The following is a 23,508-nucleotide window of genomic DNA, read 5'->3' as shown; positions in this document are numbered from 1 at the left end:
TAATAGATTTTAAGTATATAATAAGATAAAACTAGTGTTGCTTTGAAGGATTGTCCGGCGCAACCACCGTGGGATTTTCGACAAAACTATGACGTACGAAAGACCAGAAAGCCTTGTCATTGTCAATGTAGCGGGTTCGCAGCCGCCTTGTTTCACGTTCCTCTTTTGCCTTTTTGAACATGATTTGCAATGCTGTGAGCGGGATTTCTTCCTGCCGACCAGGCAATTCAATCTCCGCTGTCAAAACCCGCTCCTTTACGGGCAATGTTGGTTTTGTCTCTGTTAATGCCAAAGAATCCGGATTTGCTTGTGCAACGAGTTCAGGATTATTTTCAAACATTTTCTCCGGATTCACGCCAAACATTTGATCATTGACTGTGGCTGCTTCAATTTCAAGGATTGGCTCTTTCATGATTTCAACTCGCTGGACAGTCGCCCGATGAGGCCGAACTTTGGGTTTCTCTTCTACTTCTTTTACGACGGATAAGTGTTTATCAGAATGAGTTTGCACTGTGCGTTGTTTTTCAACATTCTCGATGCTTTCCTTAACCACTGACATTTCCTTTTTATCATTTGGCCACATCCAGAAAATAGCGATCAGGACACTGGCTGCAGCTGGAAGCAGATACCAAATCCACCTGCTCCGCCTCTTATCTTTTTGCTTGATCTTTCCCCAAACTTCTTCTGCATCCCATTTTTCGTCATCGGGATGGTCGTTTAAGGCCAGGTCTTTTATTTTGTTAAATAATTTTTCGTTGTGCATAAATTGGGTCGAGTTCTATGATTCTCTTTTGCAGCATTGATTTGGCCTTGCTAAGTTGTGATTTTGAAGTCCCGGTGCTGATACCGAGCAGTTTTGCTATTTCCGGGTGTGTGTAGCCTTCTATTTCGTATAAATTAAAGACCGTCCGGTAACCCACAGGAAGTTGTTCAATGACCTGAAAAATGGTTTCTGCGGTCAGGCTTTCAATTAAGTCGTTATCTACAACGGCAATAGAAACCTCCTCCTGATCAGGCAAAAATTCAAACCTGCGGTCGCGGCGGATTATTTTCAAACATTCATTTACCAATATGCGCTTCATCCACATTTCAAATGGAGGAACCGCAATAAAACTGGCTGCTGCTACTTTTTGTAAAACAATGTAAAATGACTCTGCAACAGCATCTTGCGCCAGATCATGGTCTGACAAATATCGTTTTGCCAACCGGTATAACTGTTTTCCATACGTGTCGAAAATTTTCCGCTGTGCAACAGGGTCATTTTTCTGAGCTTCGGCAAGAATGGAAAGTGTAGTCAAGATAATTTGGCGATGAACTGTGTTAATAATCATCTCACCCCTGCAACGGTTGCCTGGGGTTGTAAAAGATTATGAAGATAATTGAAGATTCAGTTCCGGGCGCTGTGCCGGTCACGCAGAATGCTTTGCAGTTAATGTGATGTTGTAATTGAACATCCAGATAATGTCAAACTGATCCTGGACCACACCGAAGAGGTCATCATTGATCTGATCATTCAATGCATAAATCACTTTCCCTTCTGCCGCAAGTTTCGTGAAACAACGGATAATTTCCTCCTGATCATCAAATAACAATGCGATAGAGATATCACTGGCCGCGGTAAAATCCTGAGAGCCCATAAAATCGGTCGCCATGATCGTAAACTCCCGGTTGGTCAGCATGGCGTGCATGACCTGGTCGTGCATGCCTTCGGGAAATTCAATGGCAAATGGCGTGTCGCCGATGGTTTCGAGCGTAAGATTTCCCCCAAAACATTCTTTATAGAAGTGCATCGCCTCCTTACAATTGCCATTGAATGTCAGATAGGGTGAAATGCGCGTTGCCATTTTTTATGTTAAATCGGTGCTTAAAACAAAAATAAGGCAACACGGCGGTCTGTAACAGGGATAATACGACAAATTGGGGGGCATTTTGCGACAATTCCCGGTTGGAAAAGCAGTAGAAACCAGGGACCCGTTGTACGATTTACGCTTCCCCCCTTCCGCATTACGTTTCGCCCTTTGCATTTTACGCTTCGCCTGCTGTGCAATGTTTCAGAAATGATATCCTGCAAGATTTGTAACATCATTCAATCAAGATATTAGCCATGAAAAAATTATTACTATTTACTCTTCTATTCGTCGCGGGGCAGCTTGCTGCCGGACAGGCCTTCGCGCAACAGGCGACGCAGACGATCAGGGGCGTGATCCGTGACGAAGTTTCACAAACTCCCGTCATAGGCGCCTCTGTTATGCTCGTGCAGCCAGAAGGTTCAAACCCGATCGGTGCGATAACCGATGTAAATGGAGCCTTTAAAATCACGGGCGTGCCACAGGGAAGGCAAACATTCCGCATCACGTCTGTGGGCTACGAGGAGCAGCGGCTTTCTAATGTCCTGCTGACTTCGGGCAAGGAAGTGATTGTGAATGTTACCATGACCGAAAATGTGCAGGCGCTGAACGAAGTGGTGGTTACAGCCGACCGAAGCAATGACAAATCGAAGACTAACAACGAATTATCGCTCGTTAGCGGGCGCTCTTTCAACATTGAAGACACGAAACGTTATGCGGGATCTTTGGGAGATCCGTCCAGAATGGCAGCGAACTATGCGGGCGTGGTTTCCGGCGACGATTCCCGGAACGACATTGTTGTACGCGGCAATTCCCCGACCGGAATGCTTTGGCAGCTGGAAGGTCTCAACATTCCGAATCCAAACCATTTTGGCTCATTATCGGCCACAGGCGGTCCCGTTAGTTTGCTGAATAACAATGTTTTGGCCAAATCGGACTTCATGACCAGCGCTTTCCCTGCGCAATATGGGAATGCATTATCCGCGGTTTTTGACCTGCGTATGCGTGAAGGAAATAACGAGCAATCGGAGTTTCTCGGGCAGGTTGGCTTTAATGGTTTTGAGCTGGGAGCCGAAGGGCCTTTTTCCAAAAAATCAAAGGCTTCCTATCTTCTGAATTACCGCTATTCTACACTCGGGGTGTTCAAGGCGCTTGGCATTAACTTTGGAACTGGTAATGCTGTCCCTGATTATCAGGATCTTAATTTCAAAGTGGCTGTTCCCACGGGTGCGAAAGGCAAGCTGACATTGTTTGGCATCATCGGCGCCAGCGATGTCCAATTCCTTGGTAATGATGTGGATACGACGGTTACAGATTTATATGGGACCGAAAATAGCAACACAAAGGTGAGATACGCGACTAACATTCTTGGCGTGTCTTACGAGCATAATATTTCGGCCAAAACATTTGCAAAACTGACGCTCGGCATGAGCACGACGGATCAGAAGTTCAACGGCGATTCGATCAGTACCGTCACGCGGGAAGCCTTTGCCAATTCCGAAGGGCGTTTTAAAACACAAAAATATTCAGCGTCCCTTAATCTTCGGCACAAAATCAATGCAAAACACAGCCTTTATGGTGGCGTGACGACCGATTTGCTCAATTTTGATCTCTATAACCGAAACATGTATCAGGCTGGAAAATTTGATACGGTGCGTGTGAATGTGAAAGGCGAAAACTCATTGCTGACTCAGGCTTACGGTCAATGGAAATACAGGATCAACAGAAGTATGTTGCTCACGACTGGTGTTCACTTTCAGCATTATAGTCTGAATGATAAAATTGCCGTGGAACCAAGATTTGGTTTTCAGTATGCATTCAAAAACGGGCAGTCACTGAGCGCCGGTTATGGGATGAACAGTCAGGCGCAGGATGTTTATACCTATTTTGTACAGACAAAAACACCTGCCGGAGCTGTTTATACAAACAAAGAACTGGATTACACCAGAAGCCATCATTTTGTGCTCAGCTATGAAAACAGACTGACAGAGAACCTGTTATTAAAAATAGAACCTTACTATCAAACGATTAATAACGCACCCGTTGAAAAAACCAAGTCGTCATTTTCAGCACTCAATATGGGCAGTTCCTTCGGCCCCTCTGACCGCGACAGCCTGGTGAATGAGGGAACCGGGAAGAATATCGGGATCGAGCTGACTTTGGAAAGATATTTCAACAAAGGTTATTATTTCCTGATTACCAGTTCGTTATTTGAATCAAAATACAAGGGTAGCGACAAAATTGAGCGTAATACTGCTTTCAATACGCGATATGTTTTGAATGTGCTGGCTGGTAAGGAAATTAAGATTGGCAGGAATAAAAACAATGTGCTGAGCGCCAGCATCCGGTCGACGCTCGTGGGCGGAAAATACATTTCACCGTTAAACCTGGAAGCTTCGAGAATTCGCGGAGATGCAGTTTATGATGAAAGAAGGGCGTTCTCGCTTCGCCAGGATCCCTACTTCCGCACCGATCTCCGGTTTTCGTTCAGAAAAGAATATTTAAGAAGCACGATGGAATTTGCATTGGATCTGCAAAATGTGACCGCCAATCAGAATGTGTTCCAGCAAACTTATAACCCACGGACAAACAGCTTGGCGACTCAGTATCAGCAAGGTTTTTTCCCTGTGCCTCTTTTCAGATATACTTTTTAATTGCATTTTGCATATGTTCGCCGCGACTCGAATGTCGCGGCAAAAAACCGCACAGCCATTTTATGAAAGAGAAATATACATTGAACGATTGGAGGATGCGGTTGGTCGGGATTCCCCTGCTTTCCTTTCTGATTCCGGCGATCATACATATTGAAAATTTCATGAAGCTGAACATTATATTTTTTTATAATGTGCTGATTTCCGCGCTGATAACCGTGGCGCTGTGGGAAGGGAACCGTTTCATTATCGTGAGAATGCGCAGGCTTTTTCCCGATTACAGCCAAACTGACAAACGCCTTTTAACCGAAGCCGTCCTGGCCCTCGCCTACACCTTCGTGGTCACAATGATCCTTGACGAAGTCCTCTGCAAGATCTTTCTGAAGTCGGAAGGAACCATGTTGGGATTCAAGATCAGTCTCATCCCTACGCTCTTGGTTTACCTTGTATATGAGGCCGTTTATTTCTTCGAAGCCTGGAAAGCCAATGTTCGCAAAACAGAATCGCTGATGCGCGAAGGCGTCCAATCACAATTGGAAGTGCTTAAAAATCAGCTCGATCCGCATTTTTTGTTCAACAGCATGAACACCCTGGCGGCATTGATCGACGATGATAACACAGATGCGCAGGATTATCTGGAAAGGCTTTCTGACGTTTACAGATACGTGTTGGTGAGCCGCAATAAGGACACGGTGCTGGTGGAAGAAGAACTCGCTTTTGTGGATGCTTATGTGTATTTGAACAAAATTCGTTTTCGCGATAATTTGCTGGTAGAAAAGGAGTTGTCCAGCGAAACGTATCGGCAGCATGTGACGCCGCTAAGTTTGCAAATGCTGATTGAGAATGCCATCAAGCATAATGTTGCCTCCAAAGAAAACCCTTTGAAAATCACCATTCGCGAAGACAATAATTACCTGGTTATTGCCAATAATATCCTGGAAAAAACCGTCCTTGAAAAATCAACAAGGGTTGGACTACAAAACATCATTAACCGATATAGCCTGCTGACCGAACGGCGCGTTGAGATCTCGCGGAACGATAATGTGTTCAGCGTCAAAATCCCGCTTCTGGCGCAGCTGGCATAGGTTATAGCCGCATTATTTATGAAAGTTGTTATCATAGAAGACGAATATCCGGCCGCAGAGCGGCTGGAAAAACTGATCAGGAAACTTGATCCCAGGATTGAGATCATTGCCGTGCTGGAAAGCGTCGAATCGGCCAGGTTATGGTTCGCCGAAGCACACCACGTGGATTTGATATTTTCAGATATTCAGCTCTCCGACGGACTCAGTTTCCAGATTTTCGAAGCATTTCCCGCGCACAGCCCCATCGTTTTCACCACCTCTTACGACGAATACGCCATTAAAGCTTTTCGGGTAAAAAGCATTGATTACCTCCTGAAACCCATTAAGTTACCGGAGTTGGCCGACGCGATAAAAAAGTTTGATGAGTTAAAAGAAGACTTTTCGCCAAAGGCTTATGCCAGAAAAGTAGAGTCGCTGCTGGATAGTCTGGAAATGAGCAAGAAGGCGCACAAGACGCGTTTTCTGGTCAAAAATGGCGAACAACTGATCCCGATTCACCAGGATCAGGTTGCCTATTTTTACACGGCTAATGAACTCTCCTGCCTCGTCGGAACGGACGGGCGGCAATATCTTGTCGATTACAAATTGGAGGAGTTGGAAACATTGGTTGACCCGGCCAGCTTTTTCCGGCTGAACCGGCAGTTTATCGCTCGTGTGAGCGCGATCGAGAAGATCCACACTTATTTTAATGGTAAGTTAAAGATCCAGCTCAGGCCGGAAACTGCTCAGGAAGTGATTGTCAGCCGGGAAAAAGCACCAGCCTTTAAATCGTGGCTGGAAAACTAAAAATTTACTATCTTGCCATCACTTTTAACACTCTATCTCACAACACTATCATGACTATTCAAGAAAAAATTGAGCAGGATGTGGCCTGGGTTTCTCAGAGCAGCTCCTTGCAAGCAAAATTGCTAAACTTCCTACAAAGCCTCAAAGTGCAGAGTTCATCAAAACGAAATGTGGAACGCGTGCTATCGCATGCTGGCACTATTGAAGACTCCGCTGCAAACGAGGTTACAAAAATTATTAATGAAGAATTTGGCAGGATTGACGGCGAATGGCATTGAGTAGCGTTGCGATCGACACAAACGTTGCAATTGAAGCGCTTAATGGAAATCCCTTGACAATCAGAATGCTGGAAAGATTTGATCTGATCTATCTGCCTATCACTGTGTGCGGGGAATTGCTTTATGGAGCCAAAAATTCCAGCCGCGTACATTATAATCTCCCACGTTACGAATCTTTTATATCGGACTGCGAGGTTCTTGACACGCAGGAATCCGTTGCAAAGGAGTATTCAAGTATCAAGAAGCATTTGCGGGATGTGGGTTGCCCAATCCCTGAAAATGACATCTGGATAGCCGCAATTTGTACTTTTTACAACATTCCATTATTCACCAGGGATGGACATTTCGAAAATATTCCGGTTTTGAAAAGATTTTGATAAAGACATAAAACAAAACCCGGAAGCTCTTTGCCTTTAAGAGTTTCCGGGTTTTGTGTTGATAAATCAGCCTTACTTAATCGAATACCAATCCCTTAGCCTTACATCAATCTTCGCGTCGCCGGCGTTTACCTGCTTTTTGAAGGCTTCTGTGTCGCTCAGGCCGTTTTGGCCGCGGTAGTGATATGGATAGACGATTTTTGGTTTGAAATCGAGAACTGCGGAGGCGGCCTCAGGCACGTCCATGGTGTAGGGCAGGTTCATGCAAACGAACGCTGCATCAATGTTTTTCAAAGCGCGCATTTCCGGAATGCCGGCTGTGTCGCCGCTTATGTAAACCGTTTTATCGCCAAATTTCAAGACGTAACCATTGCCACGACCCTTGGTATGCTTTGCATCTGCCGACTCTGGCAGGTTGTACATCGGAATGGCCATGATTGAAACATCAAGTTTACTGATTGTCTGACCGTTGGCAACCGCAACTGCTTTGGCTTTAAGTTTTTCCGACATCATATCAATGACAGCCTTCGGTGCGACAATGATCGCTTTGCTCAAATCCAGGGAGTCCAGTGTCTTAGCGTCGAAATGGTCACCATGGATGTCTGTTATAAGAATCAGGTCCGGCGCAGCAATGCCTTTGAATGTTTTTGTGCCGGCATAAGGATCGACGTAAATTGTTTTTCCGGCCCAGGTCAGAGCCATCGTGGCGTGATTAAGCGGTTGGATTTTCAACGGTCCTTTTGACGTTTGCAGGTCATCGGCAGCAGGAAGTTGCGCCCATAACGGAGCGGAAATCATTAGAAATAGAAGTGCAAATGTAGCTTTCATTTTATGTCGAGTTGTTTGTTCAAAGTTAACTTTTTGTATTTATTTCCAGACCTTTTAAATTGGTTACATTACATTAATTATGCAACAAAAAAGATCATGAGCAATATAAAAACACATACAACCAATTACTTCGACACATTTATCCAGGTCGCCGAAGACAGCCCGGCAAAAATCGGCGAAATCCCGCCAGCAAAAGGCTCGGAAAAATCAGTGGCGAACATTCAGTTCGAAATGATCAGTGAACATCCATATCAATACACATCCGACGACGTCATTTTCCAGACTTATGCCACCCGCCAGGGCTTTGAGAAAAATGAGCTCGCAGCGGAACGCGAAAAATTCTTCTCCAAAGGTCAGCCCTGCCTGAGAGCTTCTCCACTCACCAAAAGATACGGCTGGGGCGTCCACAGCAACTCCGAAGGGAAAGTGGCGCTATACGGCCGCGATTCCGAAGAATATGATAAGTATTCAGCGGATGATAAAGTTGATACTGTGAAGGCGATGCGGTCGAAGCGGGCATAGGGTTTAAAAAAAATAAAAAACTTCTTTTGCCTGTGACCAGTATGAAGATGTTACGTCTAATGATTTGTGATCCAAAAATTAAGATGTACATTTGTTCACTAATAGTAAACTTTACTATGTTTAATATTATCGCACGCAAAACACTTTTAGCATATTGCGTCATGTATCCGCAGGCTTCCAATGCATTAAGAGAATGGTATGAGGAAATGATCAATGCGGAATTTAGTAGTTTTCAGGAATTGAAGGCTGTCTTTGCAAAGGCAAGTTTGGTAGGCGATGATCGGGTGGTGTTTAATATTATGGGAAATCATTACCGACTGGTCGTCAGAATTGTATTTGAATACAAAACGATCCAGATCAAATGGTTCGGAAACCATTCTGACTATGATAAAGTGGATGTGAAATCGATAAAATATAAACCGTGAAAAAATGGAATTGAAATTGATTAAAAGCGATGCCGAGTATGAGCTGATGCTCGAATGGATCGATGAGCAATTTGATAAAAAGCCAAATCCTGAAAGCAAAGAAGGAAACAATCTGGAAATCGCTTTGCTCTTGATCAAAGCTTATGAAGATGTGCATTATAAAATCCCTTCTCCGGATCCGATCGAGGCGATTAAGCTTAAAATGGAAGAGAAAGGATTAAAAAGTAAGGATCTGGTGGATTGGGTAGGCAGCAAAAGTTACGTGTCTGCCATACTGAACAGAAAAAAACCCTTGACCTTGAAGCTTGCAAAATTGTTCCACGAAAAGCTCGGCATTCCTGCGCAAGTACTTCTCGGATAGATCTTTACCGCAATTACCGTCGCTCCGTTTTGCTAAATGTGAAGTAACGATATTTGCCTAAAACGGATATATAAAGTGTCAGCCTGTACACGCCCCAGGGATATTTAACTTCACTCACCAGCGTTTCCTGGACCATTTTGCCCGCCGACTCGCCCGGCTTGTTCAAAAGTTCGCTGATAACCCGACCGTCCATTTGCGGAGGAACGGGCAGGCCATAAATGCCTAGTATAGTTGGCGCAATGTCGACGTTGGAAGTTGGTAAATCCGTGTCTTTCAGTTTCTTGAAATCGGGGCCTGCTGCCATCAGCTCGATATGGATCTCGTAGGGACTGGACCCGCCGTGACCTGCGACGCCTGTGGAAAAATCGGTTCCTGCAAAACCTTTGTTGTTCTTTTCATCATTCCAATTTGGCGCGACGAGAATGTCACCTGCGCGTTTGTGATTGAAATGTGCTGCTTCAAACGAAAAAGTGCCTTCTACCCATCCTTTTAAACTCTTTTCGCTTCTCGCTTTGGTGAAAATAGCACCAACCCATTCCTGCTCGTGAAGCGCAGTGACGATCTTTTCGATCTTGTCGGGATCGTGATCTTTTACATAAACGGAGCCTTCCGCCAAGATCACATCGTCCGATTCCTTGTCTTTTTTGAGCCCTTCTTTTATTAAAAAATCGCTCAATTCTTCCTTGCCAACATGCGTTACAAAGCCGTGATCGGTTGAAATAATGATATTATATTTCTCTTTGAGTCCCCGGGATTCGATCGCTTCCAAAATTCTGCCAAACTGAGCATCTACAAACTTGATGGCGTTCACGGCCTCATCCGAACCAATTCCATGCTCATGCGCAGCACCATCCGGGTCGGAAAACCAGATGGCGCTTACCAGCGGCGCTTTGTTGTCCAGGCTGTATTTCAACAAAGCATCCGTCACCCATTTATGCCTGTTCTGATTTTTTAAGCCTTCTGTTGAAACTTCTCCAAGATCTGCTAAAACCTGGGCCTTGAATGAATCTGGCAAGATGAGGCTTGGGTTAATGATGGCTCCTCCGCTTATTTTGTGATTTTGTAAAAAGGCCTGTCCGGTTGTTCCTGAGCTGAAAACCATCATTCTTTCGCCAGCAGTTTGAAGCACTTCTCCGAGTGTGACGGCGGATAGTAATGGTTCTGATATGGCGGCGATCACTTTGGATAAGTCGTTGTGCGACGTCCCGGTGCTTTTGTTTTTATTAACCTCCGGGAAATAGACGGCATTCCCCAAAATTCCGTGCGTTCCCGGATAAGCACCCGTTGCATAGGAGGCGGAATTCACCCTGGTAACGGTTGGGAAAACGCTGTGATGATGCTTTCCAACGGACGATTTTTGTCTGAATGCATACAGGTTAGGCATTTGTTCGCTCGTAATGTAGTCTGGCCTTAGCCCGTCGAAAAAGACAATGAGCGTTTTATTTTTGATCGCTAATGTTGCGGCCGCGTTATTTTGCCCGAAGGCATTGAACATTAAAAAACCAAATGTTACGACTAAGATGCTTGTTGCTGACCTGGTTTTCATGGCATGTCCCGGTTATTTGATCTCTGCTGAAATGACTTTGTTTTCGGCACGGTTAATGCCATAAATAATCTGTTTATCCTTCGTCCAATGATCCATGGCAATTCCTTGTCCGTGCAGTGGCGCGGGCAGCGTTTTCACATGTTCGAGTGTAAATCCCGACTTTGGCAACCGCATCACGTACAATTCCGGTTGATCGTGTCCGGTGCAATAAAGCAGCCCGTTTTTGCCCCAGGCGCCTCCCGAGTTACTTTTTGGCGTAAAAAGGTCGACGATCTGCTTTGGAAAAATCCAGGACTCCAGCTGTCGCCATTCAGAATCGTATTTCACAACCGACGTCCAGCGCACATCCCTGCCTTCGCTCGCCTCCTTACCGGCATAATGTGCAAACCCGCTCCACCAAAAGCCATCTTTTTGATCAATCCAGGTAAGCGAGCCGTGCTCGGCAATGCCAAAACTATGGTTACCAACGTGTTGCATTGTGTTTACGTCGAAAATTTCAATGGAGCTTGCCATCGGAATTTCGGGATAGTTCGTGTTGGCGCAATACAATTTTCCTTTAATTACCAAACCGCTGTTCAAATGCTTAATGCCTTCTTTTGAGCCGTCCCAAACGGCGATTTGCTTACCGTCGCTTTTGGAATGTTTGGTAATGGTGCTGTTATTGATCACGTAAAAATGCTCTTCGTCCACAGCAACGGCCTGTTTTGCTTCGGCTACCTGAAATGACCGGATTTCGGTTATAGCTTGGGAATAAGAGAATGATGAAAACAGGCTGCTGAATGCACACAGAAAGAAGAATGGCACATTGCGTAGGATCATAGGGGCTCAGAATAATATTTGATCATTAAAATTAATCAAATATTATTCCGCACAATTTTACCACAACATTATATCTCACCGGAGGCTGAAATTTAGTGCGCTTTTTCCAAAACAGGCGCCTTATACGTGTACACGGTGTAAGGAAACAGGAAGTGCGCAACGACCTTGGAAACGAGGCTGGCGATCAGAATGGGCACAAAAAGCATGTAATTATCTGCAATGGCGCAGACCAAAAAAATCGCAGTAAATGGCGCGTGAATGCTGCCGCTCAGCACCGCCGCCATACCAATGACCATAAAATTGACCGCTATTAAATTCAAACCGAAAAAGTGGTTTAAGACCGTGCAAACGATCAGTCCCAGAAAGGCGCCTATGAAAAGACTGGGCGCAAAAACGCCGCCGTCACCACCCGCGCCCAATGTTATTGAAGTGGCTAATGGCTTGAAAATCAACGCTAGAAGCAATGATAACATGGTCGCCATAACGGCCTCTGGCGTAAGCTTAATAAGATGATTGATTCCAGCATAGCCTTCACCATACAGACTTGGGAAGAAGAAGACAAGCAATGAGATCAGTAATGATCCGCCCAGGATTTTGGTAAAATCATTATTTAGAGAGCCGAAAAAGCGTTTGAAGAACAACACGCTTTTAGTTAAATAAACCGCATTAAAACCCGCAATGATGCCCAATAACACAAAATACGGCAATGCGTAACTGTTCCAAACGGAGACATTGAAATTGAAAATTTGTTTGAAAAAGAAATAACGGGTCAACACGTAAGAAACCAGCACAGCCGTGATGACACTGGCGGTGTGCAGCTTGCTTTTTCTTTTTGTAAAAACCTCAAATGAAAACAAAAAACCGGCAATAGGCGCATTGAATAACGCGGTAACGCCCGCAGCGAGCCCGGAACACACCAGATCGGTCCTGTATTTTTTGAGATAACTCACTTTGCGACTTGATAATGCGCCTACCGACGCAGTAGCCACCACCGTGGAAACCTCTATGCCTGTTGAACCGCCAAAAATGACCGTTAAAAATCCGTTGAAATAATGGGAAGGAACCTTGTAGGCTGGAAGCGTATTGCTGTTTTTATTGATGGTGTCCAAAACCTCCTTGATGCCCTTATTGGCCTTGTTCCGAAAAAGAAATCGCCGGAGCATGTGAATCGTTGTGATGCCTATCAATGGCAATACAAAAATGAGATAGGTGTTTTCATGGATCCTTTCGAGCAAACTTTCTTCGTAATGTTCGGTGATCACTTTAAGTGTGTCGGCGATCAATGCGGACAAAACGCCTGTAAATGCGGCTGCAACCAAAACGCCCGTAACTCTTTTGCTTTTTTTTACCTGATAAGATTTCTGATCCATGCTACATTAATATAAAATACAATCGCCTCATTTCCATTTTGGTTCCTCAAAGCGGCACCTATTTGCCTTTGTGCATGGCGAGGACATCAACAAATGGCTTTTTCCAGCAAATGGAAAAATGCGGACGGAGCCGGGAAATAAACGAATCCGCCCGAACAATCATTGCGTTTTGTTAGGTAATCTAACAATCGTTATATTTGATTGTTAACACACTATTATAAATGAATGTTTTTCATCTGAGAATGCTCCTTGCTGCCAGGAGACAGCTTTTGCGGGATATGTCTGAGGAAATGTCCCAGGATCAAATTGACCGGATACTGGATCAAATTGCGGTGTTGGTCAAACTTATTGAGCAGTATGAAAAGAAGTGAAGTTGACATTTCATTAAAATAACGCGGGTATGGAAATCGACGATAAAACCGAATTGAGTAAGAAAATTGAAGCGTTACTGGCTGAGGGTGATGCAGCAATTGCGGATGCTCGTTCCTACTTGATAAGTCAGGGTGAATTAGTTGACTTGTCTGAGTGGGTTACTATAAAGGAATATTGCCATCGGTTTGAGATCAAGAATGTGGAGACAGTGCTGAACTGGATCAGCAGAGGCATTGTTCCGAGAGAAAATATAATGGTTGTTGAAGAATTTAATAACACAAAACTGATCAAAGCGGTCCCCTATGCCGTACGCGGCGCGAGGGTTTTATAATCCGGACAAGCGCTGTCTTCTTAAAAAGTCCCTTTCCATTCTTTGGAATCGGTATTTACCGCATACCGGGCTTTCAGCAGGTTCATCATATGTACGTTAATGTCCCATTGGTTGGCTACGGGCATTTGTGAGTAGGGTAATAAGGGCATGTAGGTTGCGGGGCCGAACTCTGTTGTGACGGTTAGCGGCGTTTGCTTTTCCGAATGCGTGGCAACCACCTGATCCCACCATTGTAAATGTTTTTCCAATGTTTCTGCCCATTCCGGGGCTCGCGGATCATTGACTTGCGGACCTTCGGCGTGCCCTACCCTGCTGTGAATGTGGTCCGTATGAGCTATGGCCAACGCAATTTCCTCGGCTTGATCTTCCAGCAATGACTCATGCACGTTACACCAATGTGAGATGTCCAGCGTGATGCGCAGATTTGGGATGCGTGTAAGATACTGGTGCGTGACGTGCGCAGCGTAAAGGCTTTTCCCGCGATGGGTTTCGTGAATAATGCGGATGCCCGATTCTTCTGCGAGCGACTCGGCAAGGTCAAAAAGCCGCTTGTTATGATCAAAACTGAAATAATCCTTACCAGTCTGGCAATTGATAAACATGGGTTTGGCCGCGATCAGGTTTCGGAGATACTTCTCATAATTGGCTGCATGCACATCGATATCCCGCTCAAACGACTGCCAGTACTGACCGATCAGTTCCAGGCCGTGCTTTGCCAGCGCACCCAGAATTTCGTCCGTTTCCTTCTTTTCAAAAGGCAGCGCCATTTCCACGCCGTCGTAACCTGCGGATTTTACATTGCTGCAAAAAGTGTCAAAAGGAAGTGTGTTGCCCCATTGCGGCGCATAAAACTTGATTTTCATGTCTGGATCGTGGTGGATTTTACCGGAAAAAGACCAGCATGATCCGCATTCTACCGGCTCCGGGTCAGTCCTGTCATATTTTTGATATATTTAGGCTGATATAGCCCCCCGGAATTTACGATGAGAGACCTGATAAAAATTGATGCCCTTTCAAAACAACCCAAATACCAGCAGATACTGAATGAGGTGATTTCTTCCATCGAAAAGGGCACCTTGAACCATGGGCAGCAACTGCCGTCGATCAGTGAGCTGTCGAGCTGGCAAAATGTGGCGAAAGTGACGGTTGCAAAGGCATATGAGGATTTACGGAAAAGAGGCGTGATCCAGGCGAAACATGGCAAAGGATTTTACGTTGCGAACACAGCTGTGAAAGGAGCACTTAATGTTTTTCTGCTTTTTGATACATTAAATGCTTACAAGGAGATCTTATATTTTGCACTCAAATCCCGGCTTCCGGATGGATCCCAGCTTAGCTTGTTTTTCCATCATTATGACCGCGCGTTATTCGACGATCTGATCACCAATAATTTGAACAACTATAATTATTTCGTTATCATGCCTCATTTCAATGAGGATGTGTCGGCCACATTAAACCGCATTTCAAAGGACAGGCTCGTCATCATCGACAAGGCCGCGGAAGAAGTTTCAGGCAATTATGCCGCCGTTTTTCAGGATTTTGAAAATGATATTTATTCAGCGCTGAAATCGGGACTGGATCTTTTGAAAAAATATAAAAAACTGACGCTGGTGCTCGCAAAGGGACAGTTTCAGTTCGTTCCTGACGGCATCATCAAAGGTTTTAAACGTTTTTGCGAGGATTTTGAAATGGATTGTCAGATCGCGGATCAGTTCAGCGATGACATGATCAGGAAGCAGGAAGCCTATCTGCTTTTTGCTGATCGTGACCTGATCGATTTTGTAAAACATGTGCATCGCACGGGGTTGCATTTAGGAAAGGATGTTGGATTAATCTCCTATGACGACACGCCGATGAAAGAGATCCTCGAAGGCGGAATCACTGTGATCTCCACAGATTTTGAACAAATGGGCCAAACGCTCAGTAAAATCATTGATCAAAAACTCACCACGAAAACTGCCAATCCCTCCAGCCTAATCCGCCGTAAATCGCTGTAAATTCTGCCAACGACATACTACCATAACAAAAAATAATATATTTGTTTAATAGTAGAGTGCAGTAGAGATGCCACTGATTTTGACATTCATTTTGCCTTATGAGGATTTACAAGTTTGCGGTTTTGGGAACCGGGTTTTGGTCGGGATATCAACTGGCGGGCTGGAATGAGCTCAAAAATGTAAAACCGATTGCTTTCTATAACCGCAGCCTGGATAAAGCCAAAGCCCTGGCATTGAAGCATGACGTCGAGTTCGTTTACGACAATGTGGATGAACTTCTCGATCAGCATGCTGCCGAACTGGACTTTGTGGATATCATCACCGACGTAAACACGCACGCCATTTTTACCAAAAAAGCTGCCGCAAGGGGCGTGAATGTGATTTGCCAAAAACCCATGTCGCCGAGTTGGGAAACTTCCCTGGCAATGGTCGAGACTTGCAAAGCGGCTAATGTTCAGTTTTATATTCATGAGAATTTCCGTTTCCAGGCTCCGGTCAGGAAGTTGAAGGAGATATTGGAATATGGGATTATTGGCAAAATATTTAAGGCTAATGTTGCTTTCTGCTCTGGGTTTCCGGTGTTTGATAACCAGCCATTCTTAAAAGATCTTGAACAATTTATCATTACCGACATTGGTTCGCACGTGCTGGACATTTCCAGGTTTTTGTTTGGCGAGGCCGAGTCGTTATATTGTCACACGGCCAGGATTAATCCTGACATTCGAGGAGAAGATGTTGCTAATGTGCTTTTGCGCATGAAAAATGGCATTTCCTGTTTTGTTGAAATGTCTTATGCCACGATTGCGGAACAGGAATCTTTTCCGCAAACGCTGATTTCGGTGGAAGGTGAAAAGGGCACGATTCAGTTATTACACAATTATATGATCAAGATTACAACGCGGAAAGGAACCGTGATAACGACCGCTGACCCAAAACCTTATCCCTGGATGGATCCCGAGTATGCAGTGGTGCATTCGTCCATTGTGGATTGCAACCGCAATATTCTGGATAGCATTATGGGAAAGAAGCATGCGGAAACAACCGGGAAAGACAATCTGGAAACGATGCGGCTGGTGCAGGCTGCGTACCAGTCTGCCCGTGAGAATAAAGTCATCCATTTTTAACCAACCACCACACTTATGCTGCTTCAAGCCGGTCCTGTGCAAGCTGACTATTCGGATGGCAATCTCCGTTATATACGCATTGATAATCAGGAAGTTGTACGGATGATCTACTTCGCAATCCGTGATCGCGAATGGAATACTTTATCACATGAAATCAGCGGCGAGGAAATTAAAAGCAGCGCAAACTCATTTTCTGTGAAATTCACCAGCAAGGTCCGGGAAAACGGCTTTCATTTCAATTGGAAAGTCGAAATTACCGGCGCGCCGGATGGCAGCATTCAATTTAACATTCAGGGTCAGGCAACGAATAGCTTTTTGACCAACAGGGCTGGATTATGTGTCTTGCACGCGACCGACCAATTTGCCGGGACGCCTTGCTGCATTGAGCATCCCGACGGCTATTTTTCGCACAAATATTTCCCGGAAGCGATCAGCCCGCACCAGCCATTTCTGAACATTCGTGCAATGGAATGGCCGGTGGGCAAAACAGGCCGGGTAAGGTTGGATTTTGAAGGTGATATTTTTGAAACTGAGGATCAGCGGAACTGGTCTGATGCTTCATACAAAACCTATTGCACACCACTGGAATTGCCTTTCCCAAAATTGCTAGAGAAAGGAACACTGATCAATCAGTCGGTCAGGCTAACGGTGACGGATGTAATTACGCTGCAAAAACCTTTAACAGAGACGATTAGAGTTTATCAGAATGACGCTTACTCAACGTTTCCCAAGCTCGGTTTACAGCTGGCGTCAAGTTGTTCGGCGCGTGAATTGGACTTTGTCAAACATTTAAAGATAAATCATTTACGAAAAGATATTTTTCTTTCGGACGATCGTTGGCGCGAACAGCTAATGCTCGCTTTGGAAAAATGTCGTCTTTGTGAAACCAGGCTGGAACTGGCTGTTTTCTGCACTGCACAGGACAAAAATATTCCAATGTTCCTGAATGCGATTACAGAGCATGCAAGCGCTGTAAAATCGATCCTTTTCTTCGATGCGATTTCCGGACTTACGAATACTGAATTCATTGCGAATGTCATCCCAAACATTCGTGAACAATTGCCCCATGTTGAACTGGGAGGCGGAACAGATACGCATTTCGCTGAATTCAACCGTAACCGGATGGATTATGGAGCCCTTGACTTTATATCCTTTTCGCTCACGCCCCTAGCGCATTTGAAAGATGACCTGACGATGATCGACAACATGCAGGCGCAGTTTGATATGATCAATAGCGCACGGGCAATTGCTCCCGAAAAAAAAGTACATGTGTCGCCCATAACCCTCAAACCACGATCCAAGGCAGTGGCAGCCGATAATGAAGCCTCCAAAAATAATTATGACAGCCGCCAAACCTCGCAATTGGCAGCTGGCTGGACATTAGGAAGCATCAAATATCTTGCCGAAGCCGGAGCCGATTCCATCACTTATTTTGAAACCAATGGCCCCGGTGGCATTATGGATGAGGCAAACATTTATCCCGTAGGCGCACTTTTGCAGTTTAGCCTGAACTGGAAACCAGCAGAAATTAAAGCTACTTCGTCCGATTTTCCTTTAAAGATCACTTCCCTGTTGATGTTAAGAGCGGAACGAAAAGAAAGCTGCCTGCTCATTGCCAATCATACCGCTGAAAAACAGACCGTTAATCTGGACCTGAATGCTGCTTTGAAATACACAAAAATCACATTCGCATTAGAGCAAGATGCCACTAATGAACTGGAAGCCAACATTTTAACATTGGCTCCATGGGCCGTTGTGGCATTGTAAAAAATTCATTGTTTCAAGGCAGAAAGATTATCTTTAATTTGCCCAAAATCCATTGAATTGACTTCCTACCCAAACAAAATGACTGTTATTAGCATTATCAAACGCATATCAAACGCATTTCTCTTTCTCTGCTCGCTTTTGCGCCGCTCAATTTCATTCCAATTTTTGCGCAAACCGGCGCATCTGAAAAACCCAACATTATTGTTTTTTTTGTCGACGATATGGGCTGGCAGGATACTTCGGTTCCTTTTTGGACACAGGCAACGCCATTGAATAAACGCTATCACACGCCTAATATGGAGCGCATGGCCAGGGAGGGCATGAAGTTCACGAATGCTTATGCAATGCCAGTGTGCACGCCTTCGCGGGTGAGCCTGCTTACAGGCGCAAACGCAGCCCGCACGCATGTAACACATTGGACATCACCGGATAAAGATAAAAATACCGATCATGAGGACCCGACCGTTAAGCCGGTCGACTGGAACATCAATGGGTTTAGTCCCGTTGCCAACATTGCGCACACTTTTCACGGGACACCATTGCCGGCTATTCTGAAACAAAACGGTTATTACACCATTCACAGCGGCAAGGCACATTTCGGTTCGACGGGCACGCCCGGTTCTGATCCTAAAAATGTCGGATTTGATATCAACATTGCTGGCAGCTCCATCGGCCATCCGGCGAGTTATCTGGGTGAAAAGAATTATGATAATGTAGTTAACGGAAAGTCCAACCGCAACGCGGTGCCTGGCCTGGAAGCATATCACGGCACCAATGTTTTCCTGACCGATGCCATTACAACCGAGGCTTTGAAAGCAATCGAAAAACCTTTGGAAGACAAGAAGCCGTTCTTTTTATACTTGGCCCATTATGCCGTTCATATTCCCTTAAATGCGGATAAGCGCTATTTGGATAAATATTTAAAAACCGGTCTCGACAGCACGGAAGCAAAATATGCCGCGCTAGTTGAGGGCATGGACAAGAGCCTCGGCGATGTGCTCGATTTTCTGGATAAACGCAAGATTGCTAACAATACGATCATCCTTTTCATGTCGGATAATGGCGGCCTGAGCACGAGCCCTTCGCGTGGCGGACAGGCCTGGACGCATAATTTGCCATTGAAAGCGGGAAAAGGATCTGTGTATGAAGGCGGGATCCGTGAGCCTATGCTGGTGCGCTGGCCGAAAGTGGTGAAAGCCAATTCCGTGGCGGACCAATATGTGATTATTGAAGATTTTTTCCCGACGATCCTGGACGTGGCTGGCATCAAAAATCCCAAACTGGTCCAGCAAACGGATGGGAAAAGCTTTCTTCCATTACTTAAAAATCCTGCATTAAAGGACGCGAACCGCGAGCTTGTCTGGCACCATCCCAACCGCTGGATCGCTGCGGAGGGGCCCAACATTCACTATGCCAGCGCATTTCGTAAGGGGGATTGGAAATTGATTTACGATTACAGAAAAGCAAAACTGGAACTGTATGATCTCAAAAATGACATCGGAGAAGAAAATGACCTTGCGGCTTCGAAACCCGAAAAGGTGAAAGAACTCGCTGCACTTTTTTCAAAGCAATTGAAGCAAATGAACGCGCAATGGCCGGTTTTCAAAAGCACCGGAGCGGAAGTTCCCCTACCCGATGCTATCGCAGCCAAAAGCCGGGACTGATTTTTATATTACATTCCTCACAAAATCACCTGAACACCAGATATGAGAATTGCCACTTATAATGTCAATGGAGTGAATGGCAGGCTGCCGGTGCTGCTGCGCTGGCTGGAAACGACCAAACCGGATGTCGTTTGTTTGCAGGAATTGAAAGCACCGCAAGAGAAATTTCCGGAAAAAGCGATCGCGGATGCAGGTTACAATGCGATCTGGCACGGTCAAAAAAGCTGGAATGGCGTAGCGATCCTGGCGCGGGGCATGGAGCTGAAAGAAGTGCGGAGATCGCTTCCGGGCGACGACGAAGACCTGCACAGCCGTTACATTGAGGCCATTATCAACGGAATGCTCGTCGGATGCCTTTATCTTCCTAATGGTAACCCGGCTCCCGGACCGAAGTTGGAATATAAACTCCGCTGGTTTGAAAGGTTTGCTGCTCACGCGGCGGAATTGCTGGCCTATGATGTGCCGGTTATCCTGGCCGGCGATTACAATGTTATGCCTACGGAGCTAGATGTTTACAAACCCGAGCGCTGGGTAGACGACGCGCTTTTCCGTCCGGAAGTGCGTGCAGCATTTAAAAATATCGTAGACCAGGGCTGGACCGACGCCATCAGAAAACTGCATCCTGATGAAACCATTTACACATTCTGGGACTATTTCAGAAATGCATATGGGCGCAATGCCGGCCTGAGGATCGATCATTTTTTACTGAGTCCGCACATTGATGCGCGGCTTCTCGCTGCCGGTGTGGACAAGGACGTCCGGGGATGGGAAAAGTCAAGTGACCACGCACCGACCTGGATAGAAATCGCCGATCCGGAAGAATAAAAGTTTGACCGCAAACTAATCCCGACCTGCCTGTAAATAAGTAAGCAATTTGTCACGCAACCGAATGCTTATTTTGGTTGCATGAAAACGATAACATTAGTTAACTGGTTGGCTGTCAGCGTGTATACGCTTGGGATCTTATGGACGCTGCTCATTTCAAAAACACAGTCGGACCGGATGGCGAGCGGCATGTTGATGATGGTTTACATCCCGCTTGCCCTACTCGCATTGCTCAATTATCTGCCTTATAAAACGACCCGGATCATTGCGCTGGTGATCAATATCTACCCGCTGGCCATGGGTGTTTTTTACCTCGGCCTCGGACGTGTGATTACGCATTACCAGACCAACAGTTATGATGAGGAGTTAAATGAGAAAGCAAACGGCACGTACTATTTCCAGGATCCGTTAAGGCGTGATCTGGCTGCGGCCATTGCAGATGCTAACATAGAAAAACTGAAATTTGGTCTCGAACAACCGGTCCCTAACCTCAATGTAAGTGGTGAGGACCATGTGACATTGCTGGATTTCGCTGCGATGCAGGCGAAGAAAAACCCGAAAGAAAAGGTGCTCGAATCCCTTCAATTATTGTTGGATAAAGGCGCCAGGATCGAAACGGCCGACACGTTGCGCACTGCAACACATTTTGGTGTTTTGGAAAATGATCCCGAATTCCTTGAATTGTTCCTGAAAAACGGGGCCGATGCGAACGCGATTGAAAAAGAACGCAAATATCCGATTCTGTTCAAAGCGATTTACCTGGATGTCAATGATCCGTTTAAAGTCAAAAAAGTCAGTTTGCTTCTGGAACACGGTGCTGACCCTAATGTTTTTTCACCCCAATACGATGAAAATGTGATCGTCTCTTCGGCGTTATGCTCAGCGGCTGGATCGGAACAATGGGAAATCTGCAATCTGCTGCTTAATCATGGTGCAAAACCGGATTACCAAATTGCCGGAGGCTGGGATATTCGCAAAGCAGTCGCTTACCAGGACAAGCAGTTCAATAGTTGGGGCAAAGTCCCGCCGCTGGAATTTACATCGCTGAAAGAACGGCTGAACGCATTGCGTTGACTTTAAAAAGCAAAAACCCGGACAAGTCCGGGTTTTTGCTTTTAGTATGTAAGACTTTTCAGATAAGCCATCGTCTGCGGCACCTGGGTCGCATAGCTCGGGCTTTCGTCCTCAATGTAATAATGCTCAATGGATGATTTTTTGGCAGCTCTCAAAATCGCCGGAATATCAAGTTGTCCGGTTCCCAGGGCCACATCATTCTCAACCGGCGTTCCACCAGACATATTTCCGGTCACTCCTTTTTTAAGATCTTTCATGTGCATCAATTTGAAGCGCTTCGGATATTTAGCGATCAATGCTGCCGGATCGGCACCAGGGAAAAAGGTCCATAGCAAGTCAATTTCGAAGCTTACATATTTAGGATCTGTTTTCTGGATAATGTAATCCATTAATGTGCCGTCTTCATGTTTCTCAAACTCATAACCATGGTTGTGATAGCAAAATGTAATGCCAAATTCTTCTTTAAGCTGTTTTCCGATCTTATTGAAATCAGCAACCGTTTTCTCAGCCATTTCCAAGGTGAAAGGCCCTTTGTGCGGGATCCACGCTACGCGTACAAACTTTGCGCCCAGCATTTTAGCATTTTCCCCAACCTCTTTTGTTTTATCCAGCGCATCCGGATATTGCACGCCGAAGGACGAACATTTCATGCCGCGCTCATCCAGGAGTTTCCGCAGTTCAGCGGCAGTTTTACCAAACAAGCTCGAAAATTCCATGTCCTTAATACCCAGCTTTTGCAGCGTATCCAATGTAGCGGCAGGGTCTTTGGCCAAACTTTTACGGAAAGTATAAGAAACCATTCCCGGCGTTTCAGGAAAAAGGGGTTTGCCTTTTTGTGCAAAAAGCGTGTTAACACCCAGCACAAAAACCATGGACGCAATCAGAATTTTTTTGATTTTCATTTTATAATTATTTGTTAAATAATGCTTAAGTAAGACGAATAATTTGGATTCATACCCTACAAACGTGCAGCTGTCCGCCTGAGCACGTCCGTTGTTCGAAAGCGAACATTTTCTTGCCACTCATTTTGACCAAAATATGATCCAATTAGTTAAAAAGCAGCTTTTCGAAAAATGGCACGACATTTGATCGACATTATCGTATTAAATAAAAACTTGATATGAAACGAACCTTTCTGGGAGAGTTTGAAGAAGTAATTTTACTCACTGTCGCCGTCCTGGGCGAAGAAGCATACGCCGTAACCGTAACGCAGGAATTGGAACAAAAAACCGGCCGGGTTGTAGGGTTCAGTTCGGTGCACACAACATTGCAGCGGCTGGAAGAAAAACATTTTCTGTCCTCAGCCATGGGCGGTGCAACGGCCGAACGCGGCGGTCGCAGAAAGCGGTTTTTTACCGTAACCGCATTGGGACGCAAGGCGTTGATGGAAGTTAAGCAGGTTCGTGAGGAGCTATGGAACGCATTGCCACCGCAGACATTGCAACTAATGGGCCTTTAA

At 45.4% G+C, this 23,508-nt stretch carries 26 protein-coding genes; 17 read left to right on the top strand and 9 right to left on the bottom strand.

The genetic code is table 11. The features are described 5' to 3' along the window. Positions 1 to 31: 31 nt before the first annotated feature. From NFI81_RS05070 to NFI81_RS05060, 3 genes are all read right to left on the bottom strand, one after another. Positions 32 to 763 carry a hypothetical protein gene (locus tag NFI81_RS05070; RefSeq protein WP_234613673.1) on the bottom strand — a complete coding sequence of 244 codons (732 nt, stop codon included), beginning with the start codon at positions 761 to 763 and terminating at the stop codon, positions 32 to 34. Continuing rightward, entirely contained in the window at positions 741 to 1,298 is a 558-nt protein-coding gene (locus NFI81_RS05065; protein WP_234613674.1) for an RNA polymerase sigma factor, read from the bottom strand. Before NFI81_RS05065 ends, NFI81_RS05070 begins: the two co-directional genes overlap by 23 nt. 111 nt (positions 1,299 to 1,409) lie before the next feature. Further along, positions 1,410 to 1,844 (bottom strand): VOC family protein, encoded by a 435-nt coding sequence (locus tag NFI81_RS05060; protein WP_234613676.1) that lies wholly within the window; start codon positions 1,842 to 1,844, stop codon positions 1,410 to 1,412. A gap of 260 nt (positions 1,845 to 2,104) precedes the next feature. On the opposite strand from NFI81_RS05060, the gene NFI81_RS05055 reads away from it, so the two are divergent. The 5 genes from NFI81_RS05055 to NFI81_RS05035 all read left to right on the top strand — a co-directional run bounded on the left by NFI81_RS05055 (position 2,105) and on the right by NFI81_RS05035 (position 7,024). Then, positions 2,105 to 4,501 carry a TonB-dependent receptor gene (locus NFI81_RS05055; RefSeq protein WP_234613678.1) on the top strand — a complete coding sequence of 799 codons (2,397 nt, stop codon included), beginning with the start codon at positions 2,105 to 2,107 and terminating at the stop codon, positions 4,499 to 4,501. Positions 4,502 to 4,563: 62 nt separating this feature from the next. Next, positions 4,564 to 5,583 carry a sensor histidine kinase gene (locus NFI81_RS05050; protein ID WP_234613680.1) on the top strand — a complete coding sequence of 340 codons (1,020 nt, stop codon included), beginning with the start codon at positions 4,564 to 4,566 and terminating at the stop codon, positions 5,581 to 5,583. A gap of 18 nt (positions 5,584 to 5,601) precedes the next feature. Then, complete coding sequence (locus tag NFI81_RS05045) at positions 5,602 to 6,369, top strand: LytR/AlgR family response regulator transcription factor (protein ID WP_234613681.1); 768 nt, start codon at positions 5,602 to 5,604, stop codon at positions 6,367 to 6,369. Beyond that, positions 6,354 to 6,647, top strand: a complete 294-nt coding sequence (locus NFI81_RS05040) for a hypothetical protein (RefSeq protein WP_252176041.1) — start codon at positions 6,354 to 6,356, stop codon at positions 6,645 to 6,647. Before NFI81_RS05045 ends, NFI81_RS05040 begins: the two co-directional genes overlap by 16 nt. Beyond that, positions 6,638 to 7,024: a type II toxin-antitoxin system VapC family toxin gene (locus tag NFI81_RS05035; RefSeq protein ID WP_234613685.1), complete on the top strand. Its 387-nt coding sequence runs from the start codon at positions 6,638 to 6,640 to the stop codon at positions 7,022 to 7,024. The genes NFI81_RS05040 and NFI81_RS05035 overlap by 10 nt, the downstream gene beginning before the upstream one ends. A 72-nt stretch (positions 7,025 to 7,096) precedes the next feature. Here NFI81_RS05035 and NFI81_RS05030 read toward each other — a convergent pair whose 3' ends face one another. Continuing rightward, the gene (locus NFI81_RS05030; protein WP_234613686.1) at positions 7,097 to 7,852 is read right to left on the bottom strand and encodes an MBL fold metallo-hydrolase; all 756 of its coding nucleotides are present in this window, start codon (positions 7,850 to 7,852) and stop codon (positions 7,097 to 7,099) included. A 96-nt stretch (positions 7,853 to 7,948) separates the two neighbouring features. On the opposite strand from NFI81_RS05030, the gene NFI81_RS05025 reads away from it, so the two are divergent. The 3 genes from NFI81_RS05025 (at position 7,949) to NFI81_RS05015 (ending at position 9,160) form a co-directional block, all read left to right on the top strand. Beyond that, positions 7,949 to 8,374, top strand: a complete 426-nt coding sequence (locus tag NFI81_RS05025; protein WP_255717415.1) for a DUF6157 family protein — start codon at positions 7,949 to 7,951, stop codon at positions 8,372 to 8,374. A gap of 116 nt (positions 8,375 to 8,490) precedes the next feature. Next, entirely contained in the window at positions 8,491 to 8,799 is a 309-nt protein-coding gene (locus NFI81_RS05020) for a type II toxin-antitoxin system HigB family toxin (RefSeq protein WP_234613687.1), read from the top strand. Between the two features lie 4 nt (positions 8,800 to 8,803). Further along, positions 8,804 to 9,160, top strand: coding sequence for a helix-turn-helix domain-containing protein (locus tag NFI81_RS05015; RefSeq protein ID WP_234613688.1), 357 nt, complete (start codon positions 8,804 to 8,806; stop codon positions 9,158 to 9,160). Between the two features lie 13 nt (positions 9,161 to 9,173). Here the strand turns inward: NFI81_RS05015 and NFI81_RS05010 are convergent, their stop codons facing one another. From NFI81_RS05010 to NFI81_RS05000, 3 genes are all read right to left on the bottom strand, one after another. After that, positions 9,174 to 10,706, bottom strand: coding sequence for an alkaline phosphatase family protein (locus tag NFI81_RS05010; RefSeq protein WP_234613689.1), 1,533 nt, complete (start codon positions 10,704 to 10,706; stop codon positions 9,174 to 9,176). Between the two features lie 12 nt (positions 10,707 to 10,718). Beyond that, the gene (locus NFI81_RS05005) at positions 10,719 to 11,525 is read right to left on the bottom strand and encodes a hypothetical protein (protein WP_234613690.1); all 807 of its coding nucleotides are present in this window, start codon (positions 11,523 to 11,525) and stop codon (positions 10,719 to 10,721) included. Positions 11,526 to 11,617: 92 nt separating this feature from the next. Beyond that, the gene (locus tag NFI81_RS05000; protein WP_234613691.1) at positions 11,618 to 12,895 is read right to left on the bottom strand and encodes a chloride channel protein; all 1,278 of its coding nucleotides are present in this window, start codon (positions 12,893 to 12,895) and stop codon (positions 11,618 to 11,620) included. 221 nt (positions 12,896 to 13,116) lie between these two features. On the opposite strand from NFI81_RS05000, the gene NFI81_RS04995 reads away from it, so the two are divergent. Next, positions 13,117 to 13,266 carry a hypothetical protein gene (locus NFI81_RS04995; protein WP_234613693.1) on the top strand — a complete coding sequence of 50 codons (150 nt, stop codon included), beginning with the start codon at positions 13,117 to 13,119 and terminating at the stop codon, positions 13,264 to 13,266. A 29-nt stretch (positions 13,267 to 13,295) separates the two neighbouring features. Beyond that, entirely contained in the window at positions 13,296 to 13,598 is a 303-nt protein-coding gene (locus NFI81_RS04990) for a hypothetical protein (RefSeq protein ID WP_234613695.1), read from the top strand. 20 nt (positions 13,599 to 13,618) lie between these two features. On the opposite strand, the gene NFI81_RS04985 is transcribed toward NFI81_RS04990, so the two are convergent. Beyond that, positions 13,619 to 14,461: a sugar phosphate isomerase/epimerase family protein gene (locus NFI81_RS04985; RefSeq protein ID WP_234613696.1), complete on the bottom strand. Its 843-nt coding sequence runs from the start codon at positions 14,459 to 14,461 to the stop codon at positions 13,619 to 13,621. Between the two features lie 120 nt (positions 14,462 to 14,581). Here NFI81_RS04985 and NFI81_RS04980 point away from each other — a divergent pair, with 120 nt between their 5' ends. The 6 genes from NFI81_RS04980 to NFI81_RS04955 all read left to right on the top strand — a co-directional run bounded on the left by NFI81_RS04980 (position 14,582) and on the right by NFI81_RS04955 (position 22,049). Then, positions 14,582 to 15,595 (top strand): GntR family transcriptional regulator, encoded by a 1,014-nt coding sequence (locus NFI81_RS04980; protein WP_234613697.1) that lies wholly within the window; start codon positions 14,582 to 14,584, stop codon positions 15,593 to 15,595. Between the two features lie 98 nt (positions 15,596 to 15,693). Then, the gene (locus tag NFI81_RS04975; protein ID WP_234613698.1) at positions 15,694 to 16,719 is read left to right on the top strand and encodes a Gfo/Idh/MocA family protein; all 1,026 of its coding nucleotides are present in this window, start codon (positions 15,694 to 15,696) and stop codon (positions 16,717 to 16,719) included. Positions 16,720 to 16,734: 15 nt separating this feature from the next. Then, complete coding sequence (locus NFI81_RS04970) at positions 16,735 to 18,486, top strand: D-apionate lactonase family protein (RefSeq protein ID WP_234613699.1); 1,752 nt, start codon at positions 16,735 to 16,737, stop codon at positions 18,484 to 18,486. A gap of 107 nt (positions 18,487 to 18,593) precedes the next feature. Further along, positions 18,594 to 20,150 carry a sulfatase gene (locus NFI81_RS04965; RefSeq protein WP_310590130.1) on the top strand — a complete coding sequence of 519 codons (1,557 nt, stop codon included), beginning with the start codon at positions 18,594 to 18,596 and terminating at the stop codon, positions 20,148 to 20,150. Between the two features lie 42 nt (positions 20,151 to 20,192). Next, the gene (gene xth / locus NFI81_RS04960) at positions 20,193 to 20,975 is read left to right on the top strand and encodes an exodeoxyribonuclease III (RefSeq protein WP_234613701.1); all 783 of its coding nucleotides are present in this window, start codon (positions 20,193 to 20,195) and stop codon (positions 20,973 to 20,975) included. 81 nt (positions 20,976 to 21,056) lie between these two features. Next, positions 21,057 to 22,049: an ankyrin repeat domain-containing protein gene (locus NFI81_RS04955; protein ID WP_234613702.1), complete on the top strand. Its 993-nt coding sequence runs from the start codon at positions 21,057 to 21,059 to the stop codon at positions 22,047 to 22,049. 41 nt (positions 22,050 to 22,090) lie between these two features. On the opposite strand, the gene NFI81_RS04950 is transcribed toward NFI81_RS04955, so the two are convergent. Continuing rightward, on the bottom strand, positions 22,091 to 22,951 hold the full coding sequence (locus NFI81_RS04950; RefSeq protein ID WP_234613703.1) for a sugar phosphate isomerase/epimerase family protein: 861 nt from the start codon (positions 22,949 to 22,951) through the stop codon (positions 22,091 to 22,093). Positions 22,952 to 23,169: 218 nt separating this feature from the next. Between NFI81_RS04950 and NFI81_RS04945 the strand changes: the two genes are divergently transcribed. Next, positions 23,170 to 23,508: a PadR family transcriptional regulator gene (locus NFI81_RS04945; protein ID WP_234613705.1), complete on the top strand. Its 339-nt coding sequence runs from the start codon at positions 23,170 to 23,172 to the stop codon at positions 23,506 to 23,508.

This window comes from Dyadobacter fanqingshengii, assembly GCF_023822005.2.
GTDB classification, from domain to species: domain Bacteria; phylum Bacteroidota; class Bacteroidia; order Cytophagales; family Spirosomataceae; genus Dyadobacter; species Dyadobacter fanqingshengii.
The sequence above is the reverse complement of the archived record's forward strand: the minus strand, read 5'-3'. Positions and strand labels throughout refer to the sequence as shown.

Excerpts from the sequence above, each read along its gene's own strand:
- xth (WP_234613701.1), top strand. The coding sequence starts at position 20,193 with ATGAGAATTGCCACTTATAATGTCAATGGAGTGAATGGCAGGCTGCCG.
- NFI81_RS05055 (WP_234613678.1), top strand. The coding sequence starts at position 2,105 with ATGAAAAAATTATTACTATTTACTCTTCTATTCGTCGCGGGGCAGCTT.
- NFI81_RS04955 (WP_234613702.1), top strand. The coding sequence starts at position 21,057 with ATGAAAACGATAACATTAGTTAACTGGTTGGCTGTCAGCGTGTATACG.
- NFI81_RS04985 (WP_234613696.1), bottom strand. The coding sequence starts at position 14,461 with ATGAAAATCAAGTTTTATGCGCCGCAATGGGGCAACACACTTCCTTTT.
- NFI81_RS05050 (WP_234613680.1), top strand. The coding sequence starts at position 4,564 with ATGAAAGAGAAATATACATTGAACGATTGGAGGATGCGGTTGGTCGGG.
- NFI81_RS05025 (WP_255717415.1), top strand. The coding sequence starts at position 7,949 with ATGAGCAATATAAAAACACATACAACCAATTACTTCGACACATTTATC.
- NFI81_RS04980 (WP_234613697.1), top strand. The coding sequence starts at position 14,582 with ATGAGAGACCTGATAAAAATTGATGCCCTTTCAAAACAACCCAAATAC.
- NFI81_RS05010 (WP_234613689.1), bottom strand. The coding sequence starts at position 10,706 with ATGAAAACCAGGTCAGCAACAAGCATCTTAGTCGTAACATTTGGTTTT.
- NFI81_RS04945 (WP_234613705.1), top strand. The coding sequence starts at position 23,170 with ATGAAACGAACCTTTCTGGGAGAGTTTGAAGAAGTAATTTTACTCACT.
- NFI81_RS04975 (WP_234613698.1), top strand. The coding sequence starts at position 15,694 with ATGAGGATTTACAAGTTTGCGGTTTTGGGAACCGGGTTTTGGTCGGGA.
- NFI81_RS05005 (WP_234613690.1), bottom strand. The coding sequence starts at position 11,525 with ATGATCCTACGCAATGTGCCATTCTTCTTTCTGTGTGCATTCAGCAGC.
- NFI81_RS05045 (WP_234613681.1), top strand. The coding sequence starts at position 5,602 with ATGAAAGTTGTTATCATAGAAGACGAATATCCGGCCGCAGAGCGGCTG.
- NFI81_RS04990 (WP_234613695.1), top strand. The coding sequence starts at position 13,296 with ATGGAAATCGACGATAAAACCGAATTGAGTAAGAAAATTGAAGCGTTA.
- NFI81_RS05000 (WP_234613691.1), bottom strand. The coding sequence starts at position 12,895 with ATGGATCAGAAATCTTATCAGGTAAAAAAAAGCAAAAGAGTTACGGGC.
- NFI81_RS05035 (WP_234613685.1), top strand. The coding sequence starts at position 6,638 with ATGGCATTGAGTAGCGTTGCGATCGACACAAACGTTGCAATTGAAGCG.
- NFI81_RS05030 (WP_234613686.1), bottom strand. The coding sequence starts at position 7,852 with ATGAAAGCTACATTTGCACTTCTATTTCTAATGATTTCCGCTCCGTTA.
- NFI81_RS05015 (WP_234613688.1), top strand. The coding sequence starts at position 8,804 with ATGGAATTGAAATTGATTAAAAGCGATGCCGAGTATGAGCTGATGCTC.
- NFI81_RS04970 (WP_234613699.1), top strand. The coding sequence starts at position 16,735 with ATGCTGCTTCAAGCCGGTCCTGTGCAAGCTGACTATTCGGATGGCAAT.
- NFI81_RS05020 (WP_234613687.1), top strand. The coding sequence starts at position 8,491 with ATGTTTAATATTATCGCACGCAAAACACTTTTAGCATATTGCGTCATG.
- NFI81_RS04950 (WP_234613703.1), bottom strand. The coding sequence starts at position 22,951 with ATGAAAATCAAAAAAATTCTGATTGCGTCCATGGTTTTTGTGCTGGGT.
- NFI81_RS04995 (WP_234613693.1), top strand. The coding sequence starts at position 13,117 with ATGAATGTTTTTCATCTGAGAATGCTCCTTGCTGCCAGGAGACAGCTT.
- NFI81_RS05060 (WP_234613676.1), bottom strand. The coding sequence starts at position 1,844 with ATGGCAACGCGCATTTCACCCTATCTGACATTCAATGGCAATTGTAAG.
- NFI81_RS05070 (WP_234613673.1), bottom strand. The coding sequence starts at position 763 with ATGCACAACGAAAAATTATTTAACAAAATAAAAGACCTGGCCTTAAAC.